This window comes from Dactylosporangium sp. NPDC051087 (assembly GCF_055586325.1).
Window position 1 is genome coordinate 255659 of sequence record NZ_JBVJIJ010000002.1, and the last position, 12384, is coordinate 268042.

General features: G+C 71.3%; 17 protein-coding genes. 15 read left to right on the top strand and 2 right to left on the bottom strand.

Features of this window, described 5'->3' with window-relative positions; all coding sequences use genetic code 11:
- The first annotated feature begins 21 nt into the window (after window positions 1–21).
- The 14 genes from ffh to ACZ6TV_RS04675 all read left to right on the top strand — a co-directional run bounded on the left by ffh (window position 22) and on the right by ACZ6TV_RS04675 (window position 10370).
- Complete coding sequence (ffh, locus tag ACZ6TV_RS04610) at window positions 22–1554, top strand: signal recognition particle protein (protein WP_465295345.1); 1533 nt, start codon at window positions 22–24, stop codon at window positions 1552–1554.
- Window positions 1538–2632, top strand: a complete 1095-nt coding sequence (locus tag ACZ6TV_RS04615) for an amidohydrolase family protein (protein WP_465295347.1) — start codon at window positions 1538–1540, stop codon at window positions 2630–2632. The genes ffh and ACZ6TV_RS04615 overlap by 17 nt, the downstream gene beginning before the upstream one ends.
- 7 nt (window positions 2633–2639) lie before the next feature.
- Window positions 2640–3290, top strand: a complete 651-nt coding sequence (locus ACZ6TV_RS04620; protein ID WP_465295349.1) for a ribonuclease FAU-1 family protein — start codon at window positions 2640–2642, stop codon at window positions 3288–3290.
- Window positions 3287–3946, top strand: a complete 660-nt coding sequence (locus tag ACZ6TV_RS04625; protein WP_465295351.1) for a ribonuclease FAU-1 family protein — start codon at window positions 3287–3289, stop codon at window positions 3944–3946. The genes ACZ6TV_RS04620 and ACZ6TV_RS04625 overlap by 4 nt, the downstream gene beginning before the upstream one ends.
- Before the next feature lie 154 nt (window positions 3947–4100).
- Window positions 4101–4571, top strand: a complete 471-nt coding sequence (gene rpsP, locus ACZ6TV_RS04630; protein WP_465295353.1) for a 30S ribosomal protein S16 — start codon at window positions 4101–4103, stop codon at window positions 4569–4571.
- On the top strand, window positions 4546–4803 hold the full coding sequence (locus ACZ6TV_RS04635) for an RNA-binding protein (RefSeq protein ID WP_033357826.1): 258 nt from the start codon (window positions 4546–4548) through the stop codon (window positions 4801–4803). Before rpsP ends, ACZ6TV_RS04635 begins: the two co-directional genes overlap by 26 nt.
- Before the next feature lie 3 nt (window positions 4804–4806).
- Window positions 4807–5355: a ribosome maturation factor RimM gene (rimM, locus tag ACZ6TV_RS04640; protein ID WP_465295356.1), complete on the top strand. Its 549-nt coding sequence runs from the start codon at window positions 4807–4809 to the stop codon at window positions 5353–5355.
- Entirely contained in the window at window positions 5352–6068 is a 717-nt protein-coding gene (trmD, locus tag ACZ6TV_RS04645; protein ID WP_465295358.1) for a tRNA (guanosine(37)-N1)-methyltransferase TrmD, read from the top strand. Before rimM ends, trmD begins: the two co-directional genes overlap by 4 nt.
- Window positions 6069–6167: 99 nt before the next feature.
- Window positions 6168–6524, top strand: a complete 357-nt coding sequence (rplS, locus tag ACZ6TV_RS04650; RefSeq protein ID WP_465295360.1) for a 50S ribosomal protein L19 — start codon at window positions 6168–6170, stop codon at window positions 6522–6524.
- An 808-nt stretch (window positions 6525–7332) separates the two neighbouring features.
- Window positions 7333–8157: a signal peptidase I gene (gene lepB / locus ACZ6TV_RS04655; RefSeq protein WP_465296106.1), complete on the top strand. Its 825-nt coding sequence runs from the start codon at window positions 7333–7335 to the stop codon at window positions 8155–8157.
- 21 nt (window positions 8158–8178) lie between these two features.
- Window positions 8179–8820, top strand: a complete 642-nt coding sequence (gene lepB / locus ACZ6TV_RS04660; RefSeq protein ID WP_465295362.1) for a signal peptidase I — start codon at window positions 8179–8181, stop codon at window positions 8818–8820.
- A gap of 19 nt (window positions 8821–8839) precedes the next feature.
- Entirely contained in the window at window positions 8840–9307 is a 468-nt protein-coding gene (locus ACZ6TV_RS04665) for an NUDIX hydrolase (protein ID WP_465295364.1), read from the top strand.
- Window positions 9307–10053: a ribonuclease HII gene (locus ACZ6TV_RS04670; RefSeq protein ID WP_465295366.1), complete on the top strand. Its 747-nt coding sequence runs from the start codon at window positions 9307–9309 to the stop codon at window positions 10051–10053. The genes ACZ6TV_RS04665 and ACZ6TV_RS04670 overlap by 1 nt, the downstream gene beginning before the upstream one ends.
- A complete protein-coding gene (locus tag ACZ6TV_RS04675) occupies window positions 10050–10370 on the top strand; it encodes a DUF2469 domain-containing protein (RefSeq protein WP_190249654.1) in 321 nt (106 codons plus the stop codon). Before ACZ6TV_RS04670 ends, ACZ6TV_RS04675 begins: the two co-directional genes overlap by 4 nt.
- Window positions 10371–10397: 27 nt before the next feature.
- On the opposite strand, the gene ACZ6TV_RS04680 is transcribed toward ACZ6TV_RS04675, so the two are convergent.
- Window positions 10398–10574, bottom strand: coding sequence for a hypothetical protein (locus tag ACZ6TV_RS04680; protein ID WP_465295368.1), 177 nt, complete (start codon window positions 10572–10574; stop codon window positions 10398–10400).
- Window positions 10575–10672: 98 nt separating this feature from the next.
- Between ACZ6TV_RS04680 and ACZ6TV_RS04685 the strand changes: the two genes are divergently transcribed.
- On the top strand, window positions 10673–11191 hold the full coding sequence (locus ACZ6TV_RS04685; RefSeq protein WP_465295370.1) for a M23 family metallopeptidase: 519 nt from the start codon (window positions 10673–10675) through the stop codon (window positions 11189–11191).
- Here ACZ6TV_RS04685 and ACZ6TV_RS04690 read toward each other — a convergent pair.
- Entirely contained in the window at window positions 11186–12349 is a 1164-nt protein-coding gene (locus ACZ6TV_RS04690; RefSeq protein WP_465295372.1) for an aminotransferase class V-fold PLP-dependent enzyme, read from the bottom strand. The two genes, ACZ6TV_RS04685 and ACZ6TV_RS04690, sit on opposite strands and share 6 nt — an antisense overlap.
- Between the last annotated feature and the right edge of the window lie 35 nt (window positions 12350–12384).

Genomic DNA, 12384 nt, shown 5'->3' on the forward strand with positions numbered 1-12384 from the left:
TACCTCGAGGACGGATTCGTCGTGTTTGACACCCTGAGTGACCGGCTCTCCGGCATCTTCTCGAAGCTGAAGAGCAAGGGCAGGCTCACCGACGCCGACGTCGACGCCACCGCGCGGGAGATCCGCCTCGCGCTGCTCGAGGCCGACGTCGCGCTGCCGGTGGTGAAGGACTTCATCGCCCGGCTCAAGGAGCGCGCCCGCGGCGCCGAGGTCTCCAAGGCCCTCAACCCGGCCCAGCAGGTCATCAAGATCGTGCACGAGGAGCTGGTCGCGACGCTCGGCGGCGAGGCCCGCCGGCTGCAGTTCGCCAAGACCGCGCCGACCGTGATCATGCTCGCCGGCCTCCAGGGCTCCGGCAAGACGACCCTGGCCGGCAAGCTCGCCCGCTGGCTCAAGGCGCAGGGGCACCAGCCGCTGCTCGTCGCCTGTGACCTGCAGCGTCCCAATGCCGTCAACCAGCTGCAGGTCCTCGGCGGCCGGGCCGGCGTCGAGGTCTACGCGCCGGAGCCCGGCAACGGCGTCGGCGACCCGGTCGGCGTCGCCCGCGCGTCGATCGAGCACGCCCGGCGCCAGATGCGCGACATCGTGATCGTCGACACCGCCGGCCGCCTCGGCATCGACGCCGAGATGATGCAGCAGGCCGCCGACATCCGCGACGCCGTCGACCCCGACGAGGTCATCTTCGTCATCGACGCGATGGTCGGTCAGGACGCCGTCACCACCGCGACCGCGTTCCGCGACGGCGTCGGCATCACCGGCGTGGTGCTGTCCAAGCTCGACGGCGACGCCCGCGGTGGTGCCGCGCTGTCGGTCCGGCACGTCACCGGCCAGCCGATCATGTTCGCCTCCACCGGTGAGAAGCTCGAGGACTTCGACGTCTTCCACCCGGACCGGATGGCCTCGCGCATCCTCGGCATGGGCGACGTGCTCACCCTCATCGAGCAGGCCGAGCTGGCGTTCGAGGACGACCAGAAGGAGCGGATGGCCGCCAAGCTCATGGGCGGCGAGACGTTCACCCTCGAGGACTTCCTCGAGCAGCTGCAGGCCGTGCGGCGGATGGGCCCGATCGCCAACGTGCTGGCGATGATGCCCGGCATGGGGCAGATGAAGGACCAGATCGCCGAGATCGACGACAAGCACTTCGACAAGGTCACCGCGATCATCCGCTCGATGACCCCGGGCGAGCGCACCAACCCCAAGATCCTCAACGCGTCCCGCCGGGTCCGCATCGCCAACGGCTCCGGGGTCACCGTGACCGACGTCAACCAGCTGCTCAACCGCTTCGCCGACGCGCAGAAGATGATGAAGCAGATGGGCGGCATGATGGGCATGCCCGGCATGCGCCGCAAGGCCACCAAGTCGCCGAAGAACAAGCGCAAGGGTGGCAAGGGCGGTGGCGGCGGCCGTCAGCCCCGGCTCGGCGGCGGCATGCCGCAGCTGCCCGCGGGCTTCGACCCGGCCTCGATGGACCCCAACGCGGCGGGCCTGCCGGCCGGCTTCAAGCTGCCGAAGCTCGACTTCTCGAAGCTGCAGAAGCGTGACGGACAGTCCTGAGGCCCTGCACGTCCGGGGCGTCCTGCTCCCGGACGACACGCAGACCGACATCTGGCTGGTCGGCGACCGGGTGACGCTGTCGCCCGTGGCGGGCGCCGTGACCGTCGCCGACGGCGGGTTCGTCCTGCCCGGGCTGGTCGACGCGCACTGCCACCTGGGCATCGCGTCCGGCGGGGTGCCGTCGGACGGGGTCGGGGCGGCCCGTGCCCTCGCCGTCGTCGACCGGGACGCGGGCGTGCTGGCGATCCGTGACGCCGGTTCCCCCATCCAGTACGCGAGCCTCGACGACGATCCGGAGGTGCCGCGGCTGGCCCGGGCGGGCCGGCACGTCGCGCCGCCCAAGCGCTACCTGCGCGACATCGGGGTCGAGGTCGGCGCCGGGTCCCTGGCCGAGGAGGTCACCCGGCAGGCCGGGCTCGGCAACGGCTGGGTGAAGCTGGTCGGCGACTGGATCGACCGGGGCGTCGGCGACCTCGCACCGGCCTGGGACGTCGACGCGATGGCCGGCGCGATCGCCGCCGCGCACGCCGCGGGCGCCCGCGTGGCGGTCCACACGTTCGCCGAGGAGTCCGTGGCGGCGCTGGTCCGCGCCGGGGTCGACTCCGTCGAGCACGGCACCGGGCTGTCGCTCGACGACATCGACGAGATGGCCCGCCGCCGCACCGCCATGGTCCCCACAATGATCAACATCGCGACGTTCGGCGGGATCGCCGCCGCCGCGGAGGCCAAGTTCCCGGGCTACGCGCGGCACATGCTCGCGCTGCGCGACCGCTTCCCGTCGGTGGTGCGGGCCGCGCACGAGGCCGGCGTGCCGATCTACGTCGGCAGCGACGCGGGCGGCGGCATCGCGCACGGGCTCGCGGCGCAGGAGATGCTGCTGCTGCACCGCGAGGCCGGCATGCCGGCGCTGGACGTGCTGCGGGCCGGCTCCTGGGGCGCCCGCGAGTGGCTCGGCTTCCCCGGGCTCGTCGAGGGCGGCCTCGCCGACCTGGTGGTCTACGACGGCGACCCGCGCGCGGACCTGACCGAGCTGCTGCGGCCGCGCCGGATCATCCTCAAGGGCCGGGTCTGCCGGTGAGCGCAGGGTGACGCTGCGCCCCGGCCAGGTGGTCCTGCACCGGCACTTCGCCCGTGACACGCTCGTCTGGGCGCCCCTCGCAAGGGTCGTCGCCGACGACGAGCTCGGCCTCCGCCTGTGGATGGCGACCGGCAGCCCGCTCATCCGCGAGGTCACCACCGACGGCCGGGGACCCCGCGACATGCCGTTCGCGGAATGGATCCGCGAGCCGAAGAAGATCATCCAGGATGTGTACCGGGGCCCCAGCACCCTGAAGTTCAACCCGCGCGGCGCCGCGTACTCGGTGTGGTGGCTGTTCGACCCGGCCGGCCGCTTCCGGGCCTGGTACGTCAACCTGGAGGAGCCGTCGGTCACCTGGGACGACGGAACCGTCGCCGGCGTCGACCTGACCGACCAGGACCTGGACATCTGGGTCTGGCCGGACCGGCGCTGGGACTGGAAGGACGAGGACGAGCTCAACGAGCGCCTCGCCTTCCCCGAGCACTACTGGGTCGGCGACCCCGAAGCGGTGTGGGAGCAGGGACGGCGGGTCGTGCCGGCGATCGAGGCCGGCACGTGGCCGTTCGACGGCACCTGGACCGGCTTCCGGCCGCCGGCGGACTGGAGCGTCCCGCCGCCCGTCACCGAGGGCTGGGACCGACCGAGGGAGCGTCGTTGAGCGTCAGGTTCACGCCCGGGCAGGTCGTCGTGCACCGCAACGTCCGGCTCGGCCGGATCGGCTGGGTCAGGCCGGCCCGGGTCGTCTCCGACGACGAGCGCGGGCTGCTGCTGTGGATCGAGCGCGGCACGCCGGTGGTCAACGAGGTGTCCGGCGACGGCTTCGGGATGCGGACCATGCCGTTCGCGGAGTTCGTCACCCGGGGCACCGCGCTGAAGCACGGCACCTGGGACGGTCCGGGCGTGCTCAAGCTGCACCGGCCCGGTGACCCGTCGCACTCGGTCTGGTGGTTCCACGACGAGCTCGGGCGCTTCAAGAACTGGTACGTCAACCTGGAGCTCCCGGCGGTGCGCTGGAGCGACGAGGGCGGCGCGGCCGGCGTCGACGTCACCGACTGGGACCTCGACATCGTGGTGGCACCGGACCGGACCTGGCAGTGGAAGGACGAGGAGGAGTTCCTGGAGCGCCTCGCCCTGCCGGAGCACTACTGGGTGACCGACGAGGCGTTCGTCCGCGCCGAGGGTGAGCGGGTCGTGAAGGAGATCGAGGCCGGCGACTTCCCGTTCGACGGCACCTGGACCGACTTCACCCCGCCCGCGGACTGGACGATCCCCGCGCTGCCGGCGGGACAGGACCGCGGTTTTTGCGGACCGTAGCGGGTCTGGCACAATGGACGGCTGGTATCAGGTTTCGCGTCGAGCCCTCTAACCCGGCGTCGGGTCCTTTCCATCAGAGCAGCCGAAGGCGCCAATCCCCACGGTGTCCGGACGTTCGCTCGGCTTCCACACAGATCCAGGAGCGAGCAACCAAGTGGCCGTCAAGATCCGGCTCCTGCGGATGGGCAAGATCCGCAACCCGCAGTACCGCATCGTCATCGCCGACTCGCGCACCAAGCGTGACGGTCGGGCGATCGAGTTCGTCGGGCTCTACCACCCGAAGGAGGAGCCCTCGCGCATCGAGGTCAACTCCGAGCGCGTCCAGCACTGGCTGTCGGTCGGCGCCCAGCCGAGCGAGGCCGTGCAGGCGATCCTCTCCAAGACCGGTGACTGGCAGAAGTTCAAGGGTCTGCCCGCGCCGGCCGAGCCGCTGAAGGTCAAGGCCGCCGCGCCCGACCGCCGCGCCACCTACGAGGCCGAGGCGCAGGTCGCCGCCGGTCTCGCCGAGGCGCCGAAGGCGAAGAAGACCGAGCCCAAGAAGAAGACCGAGGCCGAGGCTCCGGCCGAGGCCCCGGCCGCGCAGGCTGAGGAGCAGACCGGTGCCGGCGCCGGCACGGAGGCCTGACGTGTTGCGCCCCGCACTGGAGCACCTGGTCAAGGGCATCGTCGACAATCCCGACGATGTCCGCGTCCGCATGGTCGACTCCCGTCGCGGCCAGCGCCTCGAGGTCCGGGTCAACCCGGAGGACCTCGGCACGGTGATCGGTCGCGGTGGTCGCACCGCGAAGGCGCTGCGCCAGGTGATCACGTCGATCGGTGGTCGCGGCGTCCGCGTCGAGATCGTCGACGCGTACTGATCCATGCTCCTCGTCGTCGGTCAGATATTTCGTGCGCACGGCGTCCACGGCGAGCTCGTGGTCGACATCCGCACCGATGATCCGGCAGATCGTTTCGCCGTCGGGTCGGTCCTCGTGACCGACTCGACGGCGGTCCGGCATCTGCAGCAGGTCCCGGCCGGTGCCTGGCGCCCGCCGGCCAGCGTCACCGTCGAGTCGGTCCGCCCCCACCAGGGCAAGCTGCTCATCGTGTTCGACGGCATCTACGACCGCAACCTCGCCGAGGCCATGCGCGGCGTCCTGCTCTGCGTCGACAGTGCCGACATCCCGGCGCCGACCGACCCCGACGAGTTCCGCGACCACGACCTCGTCGGGCTCGCGATCATCCAGGCGGGGGAGAAGATCGGCGAGCTGGTGCGCATCGAGCACGCGCCCGCGCACGACCTCCTCCAGGTCCGCCTCACCGACGGGCGCACCGGTTTCGTGCCGTTCGTGCGGGAGATCGTCCCCGAGGTCGACGTGCCCGGCGGGCGGATCGTCATCACCCCGCCGGAAGGCCTCTTCGACCTATGAAGGTCGACGTCGTCACGATCTTCCCGGACTATCTCGCCCCGCTGGACCTGTCACTCATCGGCAAGGCGCGCGGCACGGGGACCCTGTCGCTGGAGGTCCACGACCTGCGGCAGTGGACGCATGACGTGCACCGCACCGTCGACGACACCCCGTATGGCGGCGGGCCCGGCATGGTCATGCGGCCGGAGCCGTGGGGGCTCTGTTTCGACGCGCTGTCCGGTGGCGACACCCACCTGATCGTGCCCTCGCCCGCGGGGGCGCCGTTCACCCAGTCGATGGCGCGGTCGCTCGCAGGCGATTCGCACCTCTTGTTTGCGTGTGGCCGGTACGAAGGCATCGACCAGCGGGTGATCGAGCACGCGGCGACCCGGATGCGGGTGAGCGAGGTCTCCCTCGGCGACTACGTGCTCTTCGGTGGCGAGGTGGCCGTGCTGGTCATCCTGGAGGCGGTCACCCGGCTGCTGCCCGGCGTGCTCGGCAACGCCGACTCCCTCGTCGAGGAGTCGCACGCCGCGGGTGTGCTGGAAGCCCCGATGTACACGAAGCCGCCCAGCTGGCGCGGGCTCGACGTGCCGGACGTGCTGCGCTCCGGCGATCACGGGAAGATCGCCCGCTGGCGGCGGGACGAGGGGCTGCGGCGCACCGCCGAGCGCCGTCCCGACCTCCTCCAGGGGGCCGGATTTCAGGTTCCGGGTGTCGATGTGGCAAAGTAGTGGGGTTGCTGCGGGCTGATGCCTGCGCACCTCACGATCATCTTTAACGTTCGCGCGCCACTGATTCGGGCGTGCCTTGAGTGACGAGGAACAGCCGCGATGAACACGCTGGACGCGCTCGACGCAATGTCGCAGCGGACCGATATCCCGAGCTTCCGCGCCGGTGACACCATCAAGGTGCACGCACGGGTCGTCGAGGGCAACCGGTCCCGGGTCCAGGTCTTCCAGGGCGTCGTGATCCGTCGCCAGGGTGACGGCCTGCGCGAGACCTTCTCGGTCCGGAAGGTGAGCTTCGGCGTCGGCGTCGAGCGCACCTACCCGGTCAACAGCCCCGCCGTCGACCGCATCGAGGTCGTGACCCGCGGTGACGTGCGCCGGGCCAAGCTCTACTACCTCCGCGACCTCCGGGGCAAGAAGGCCAAGATCAAGGAGAAGCGCGAGACCAAGGTCAGCTGAGCTGCGCCTTTGATCGACTTCCTTCGAGGAGGGCCCGTGGACGGGTCCTCCTCGAAGTCGTTCACGTGAAAACTCGCTTTCCGGTCAACCGGTGCTGGGCTCCCCAAAGTGGTCTTGTGCCTCTAGGCTGACGCCGATGGCAAGCGACTACGGCCGCGATGGTTACGACGATCGCGGCGATGACATACACCCACGCCGCCGCCCCCTCGATCAGGAGGGCGGGGAGCGTGGGCAGCCTGGTTTCGGCGGCAACACCTACCCGGGCCACGACTACTGGGGCCAGGCCCCGGCGGACGGCTGGGGCGAGGCCCGTGGCGGCGGCGCCCGTGCGGCGCACCGCGGCGACGACGACCAGCGCGGCGACTGGAACCGGGGCAGCAGGTCCTGGGAGGACCCGTACGCCGAACGCGGCCGTGGCCGGTGGGACCGCGACGAGCCGCCGGTCGTGCGGGACCGCGCGTTCGACGACCGCGGCTACGACGACCGCGGCTATGACGCACGCGGCTACGACGACCGTGGCTACGACGACCGTGGCTATGACGCGCGGGGGTATGACGCGCGCGGCTACAACAACCGTGGGTATGACGACCGGGGTTACGACGACCGCGGGTACGACGAGCAGGGCTACGACGACCGCGGTCATGACGAGCGCGGCTACGACGCCCGTGGCGCCCGCTCCGGTGAGCGGAGCCAGGGCTCCGGTCAGGCTTCCGGCCGGGGGTACGACCGCGGCCGTGGCGCGTCGGCGCGATATGACGACGACAGCGCCGCCTCGTGGAGCAGCAAGGTCCGCCGCAAGCGCAAGAACATGCCGCTGTGGCAGGAGCTGCCGCTGCTGCTGATCGTCGCGTTCTGCCTCGCGGTGCTCATCCGCACCTTCCTGGTGCAGGCGTTCTTCATCCCGTCCGGCTCGATGGAGAACACCCTCCTCGTCGGCGACCGGGTCCTGGTCAACAAGGTGCTGTACGACATCCGGGAGCCCCAGCGCGGCGAGGTCGTCGTGTTCGAGGGCCCGGCCAACTGGGCGCCGGAGAACCAGGTCGACAAGGACGCCGGCTTCTTCGCCGAGCTCGGCCGCACCGTCGGCGACCTCGTCGGCTTCAGCCAGCCCGGCGAGAAGGACTTCATCAAGCGGGTCATCGGCCTGCCCGGCGACACCGTCTCCTGCTGCGACGTGCAGGGCCGCGTCTTCGTCAACGGCTACCCGCTGGACGAGTCGGCGTATGTCTACGAGGACTCGCCCCTGGACGCCACGCCCAACCCGAAGCAGTGCACCGCCCGCCGGTTCGGCCCGATCAAGGTCGAGCCGGGACAGATGTTCGTGATGGGCGACCACCGCGGCGTCTCGCAGGACTCCCGCTGCCAGGGGCAGGTGCCGATCGAGAACGTCATCGGGCGGGCCTTCGTCATCCTGTGGCCCAGTGACCGCTGGGGATGGCTGCCGGTGCCCGACACATTCAAGAACGTCCCCAGAAGTGCGTCCGGGCCAATGGGTCCTCCAGGGGCACCCCGCGTGACAAAAGCGCCGGAATTACCATTGGTGCCCGATATGGTGCTTGCCCCACTCGCGGTTTCTCTCACGGTTTCGACCCGTTCGGCGCGTCAGGAGCGGTTGAGGCGCCGCCAATCGTGACGAGCACGTACCCTTCAGGGCGTGATTGACGAGCAGACCAAGCGCCCCAACACGTTTTGGCGCGAGTTGCCAGTGCTTCTGGGCGTGGCGATCATCGTCGCCGTCGTGGTGCGGGCCTTCGTCCTGCAGACGTTCTACATCCCGTCCGAGTCGATGGAGAACACCCTCCTCATCCGCGACCGCGTGCTCGTCAACAAGCTCGTCTACGACTTCCGCTCCCCGCACCGCGGCGAGGTCATCGTCTTCGAGGCGCCCGCCTCCTGGCGCAACGACCCGTCGGAGGAGGACTTCATCAAGCGGGTCATCGCGACCGGCGGGGACCACGTCGTCTGCTGCGACGACAAGCAGCGCATCACGGTGAACGGCAAGGCCCTGGAGGAGACCTACATCTACGCCGACGAGAACGGGCTGCAGGACCTCCCCAGCGAGGAGCAGTTCGACGTCACCGTCCCGGCGGGGCGGCTGTGGGTGATGGGCGACCACCGGTCGAGGTCGGGTGACTCGCGCTACAACTTCGTCCGGTACAAGGACCCCGTCCAGGCGACGATCCCCGAGGACAACGTGGTGGGCCGGGCCTTCGTGGTGTTCTGGCCGTTCTCGAGAGCGAAATGGCTCAGTGTGCCGGAGACCTTCGACAAGGTGCCGGCGCCGACCGCGAAGTGAAACGTCGTAGTCTCGTCGTATGACGCACGACGGGGGACACATCGACCGCCGGGCCGCGCGGGTGCTCCTGCTCGACCCCGACGGCCGCGTGCTCATGTTGCACGGGTGGGACCCCGCGCGCCCGTCGCACCACTACTGGTTCACCGTCGGCGGCGGCGTGGAGCCGGGCGAGACGCTGCTGGAGGCGGCGGTCCGCGAGGCGTTCGAGGAGACAGGGCTGCTGTTCTCCCCGGCCGACCTGGTCGGCCCGGTGCGCACCGACACGGTGACGTTCCCCTTCGACGGGCAGTGGTTCTCCCAGGAGCAGTCGTTCTTCCTGGTCCGGACCCCCGGCGCCGCTGTCGATCTCTCCCGGCTCAACGAGGTCGAGCGGGGCTGCATCGACGAGGCGCGCTGGTGGTCCCCCTCGTCGCTGGAGTCGTCCGGCGAGCTCTTCTACCCGCCGGACCTGCCTGCCCTGCTGCGGTCACTGCAGGAGGTGGCGTGATGCTGGCGCCGCCGCGCACCGTCGTGCACCGTGCCGCCGGGCTGTGGGCCCTGGAGCGGGCGCTGCAGCGGCGCGGCTTCGAGCGGGTCGGCGGCGCCGACGAGGCCGGCCGGGGCGCCTGCGCCGGGCCGCTCGTGGTCGCCGCGGTCATCCTCCCGCAGGGCCGCCGCGGCGAGATCGACGAGCTCAACGACTCGAAGCTGCTCACGGCCACCGCCCGCGAGCGTATCTACGACGAGGTCGTCGCCCGGGCGCTCGCCTGGTCGGCGGTGATCATCCCGCCGGGTGACATCGACCGCCGCGGCCTGCACGTCATGAACCTCGCCGGCATGCGCCGCGCCTTCGCCGGCCTGGCCGAGCGCCCCGACTACGCCCTCACCGACGGCTTCCGGGTCGACGGCCTCGACGCACCCGGCCTCGCAGTGTGGAAGGGCGACCAGGTCGCCGCCTGCGTGGCCGCGGCGAGCGTGGTGGCGAAGGTCACCCGCGACCGGATCATGCGCCGGCTGCACGAGACGCACCCCGAATACGGCTTCGACGAGCACAAAGGGTATTGCACGCCGGTGCACCAGGCGGCGCTCGTGACGCACGGGCCGTGCGCCGAGCACCGTTTCTCCTACGCGAACGTGGCGGCGGTGGGGCAGCGGAGGCAAAGGCGCGGTAACGTCGGCGTGGCGTCCGGCGTGGCCGCGAAGGTGCCGGCGCAAGTGGGCGACAATGTGGCTATGGAAGGCGGACCGCGATGAGCGCCGAAGATCTCGAGAAGTACGAAACCGAGATGGAGCTCCAGCTCTACCGGGAGTATCGCGACATCGTCCGCCAGTTCTCATACGTGGTGGAGACCGAGCGCCGGTTCTACCTGGCCAACCAGGTCGACCTGCACGTGCGCAACTCCGACGGCGAGGTCTACTTCGAGGTCGAGATGCACGACGCCTGGGTGTGGGACATGTATCGCCCTGCCCGCTTCGTGAAGAACGTCCGGGTGATGACCTTCAAGGACGTCAACGTCGAGGAGCTCGAGAAGCCCGACATCTCGCTGCCCGACAACGGCTTCGGCAGCTGACCTGCGGCGGGCTGCCCCGGCGCCGTCCTACCGGCGCCGGGTCGGCCGTGTCGCCCTCGTGAAGAGATAAGCCCCGCCGGCGATCACGATCAGGCCCAGGATCAGGTAGAACGCCAGGCCGAAGACGAGCTTCACCACCCACCAGGCGAGCATCCCGAGCAGGATGATCCCGATGGTGGCCAGCGCGACCCGCACACCGTTCATCTGCCGATCTTCGCACACTCGTCCACATCGCCGTCGTTGTCCACAGCTGCGGCGACGGCCGGTTGCCGCTGGTGGCGGCGCTGACGAGACTTCGCCGCATGCCGATGCGGTTGTTCGCGCTCGTCCTGGTGGCGCTCTCGTTCTCCATCCCCGCTGTCATCTCCGCCGTCACCCACGCCGTGCCCGCCCGCGCGGCGCCGGGGCCGGCCGGGTCCTTCCGGTGGCCGCTCGGGCCGCCGGTGTCGGTGGCGCGCCCGTTCGAGCCGCCGCCCGATCCGTTCAAGGCCGGCCATCGCGGCGCGGACCTGCTCGGCCCGGTGGGCGCCGAGGTGCGCAGCGCCGGCGCCGGGGTGGTCGCGTTCGCCGGGATGGTCGCCGGGCGGCCGGTGGTGAGCGTGACGCATCCGGGTGGGCTGCGCACGACCTACGAGCCCGTCGACCCGTCCGTGCGGGCCGGCACCGTGGTCGCGGCGGGCACGCCGCTCGGCGCCCTGCGGCCGGGCCACGCGGGCTGCCCCGGCGCCGCCTGCCTGCACTGGGGGCTGCGCTCCGGCGACGTGTATCTCGACCCGCTGAGCCTGCTGCGCCGCGGCCGGGTGCGGCTCCTGCCGCTATGACCGCCGCAGGAGCTCGGGCAGACTCTCCACGAGGCGCTGGAAGTCCTCCTCGCGGTTGTACACCTGCGCCGACAGCCGCAGGTATCCCCGGCCGCGCCACGAGGCCAGCCCGACCTCGGTGGCGAGCTCGTCGGAGATCCTCCGCCGCAGCGCGGTCGCCGCCGCCTGGTCGGCGCCCGCGCCCTGCGGCAGCGGCACGACGGTCATCGGCAGGCCCGTCCCGGGTGGGACGGTCACGTCCAGGGCCTCGGCGAGCAGGGCCTGCCCGTGCTCGGCGAGCGCCGCGTTGTGCCGCCGGACCGCGTCGACGCCGAGCGACCGCAGGACGAACAGGCCCGTGGGCGCGGCGAGCCAGGGCGTGTAGTCGTGCGCACCGAGCCACTCCAGGCTGTCGGGGAAGCCCGCCTCCTCGCTCCACGACACCACCAGCGACCGCATCCGCTCCCGCCAGCGCGGCGCCACGGACAGCAGGGCGGTGCCGCGGGGCGCGTAGGCCCACTTGTGGAGGTTGCCGACCCAGAAGTCCGCGCCGAACCCGGCCACCGGGTCCGGCAGCACCCCCGGCGCGTGCGCCGCGTCGACGAGGACCGCGACCCGCTCACCGGCGCGGCCGCGGATCGCCTCGACGATCCTGCGGACCGGCAGGACCCGCGCCGTCGCCGCCGTGATGTGGTCGACGATCACGAGCCGGGTCCTGCCCGTCACCGCGTCCAGCACCGCCGCGACCACGGCGTCGTCATCGTCGGCGAGCGGCACGCGGGCCACCCGGCGGCTCGCGCCGGTCCTGCGGCAGAGCACGTCGACGGCGAGGTCGACGGCGCCGTAGCCGTGATCGGTCGTGACGACCTCGTCGCCGCCGCCGAGGTCGAGCCCGGCGAGGACGGTGGACGTGCCGGTCGTCGCGTTGTCGACGAGCGCCGTCAGGTCGGGGTCGGCCCCGACGAACGTGGCGAGGTGCCGGCGCACGTGCGCGACGCGTGCCTCGAGCCCCACGCTGAAGAACCGCGGCGGGTTGGCCTCCACCTCGTCCCGCAGCCGCTGCTGCGCCCGCTGCACCGGGATCGGCACCAGGCCGAAGGACCCGTGGTTGAGCTGCGCGACCGCTGCGTCGTTGGAGAACAGCAGCCGCGCACCGGGAATCGGCTCCGGAGCGGACACATCCACGATCTTAATGTCCTGTCCCGCCCGGTCGT

Coding starts and splice junctions, on each gene's coding strand:
- rimM (WP_465295356.1), top strand. CDS start 4,807: ATGCTCCTCGTCGTCGGTCAGATATTTCGTGCGCACGGCGTCCACGGC.
- trmD (WP_465295358.1), top strand. CDS start 5,352: ATGAAGGTCGACGTCGTCACGATCTTCCCGGACTATCTCGCCCCGCTG.
- rplS (WP_465295360.1), top strand. CDS start 6,168: ATGAACACGCTGGACGCGCTCGACGCAATGTCGCAGCGGACCGATATC.
- lepB (WP_465296106.1), top strand. CDS start 7,333: ATGCCGCTGTGGCAGGAGCTGCCGCTGCTGCTGATCGTCGCGTTCTGC.
- ACZ6TV_RS04665 (WP_465295364.1), top strand. CDS start 8,840: ATGACGCACGACGGGGGACACATCGACCGCCGGGCCGCGCGGGTGCTC.
- ACZ6TV_RS04670 (WP_465295366.1), top strand. CDS start 9,307: ATGCTGGCGCCGCCGCGCACCGTCGTGCACCGTGCCGCCGGGCTGTGG.
- ACZ6TV_RS04675 (WP_190249654.1), top strand. CDS start 10,050: ATGAGCGCCGAAGATCTCGAGAAGTACGAAACCGAGATGGAGCTCCAG.
- ACZ6TV_RS04680 (WP_465295368.1), bottom strand. CDS start 10,574: ATGAACGGTGTGCGGGTCGCGCTGGCCACCATCGGGATCATCCTGCTC.
- ACZ6TV_RS04685 (WP_465295370.1), top strand. CDS start 10,673: ATGCCGATGCGGTTGTTCGCGCTCGTCCTGGTGGCGCTCTCGTTCTCC.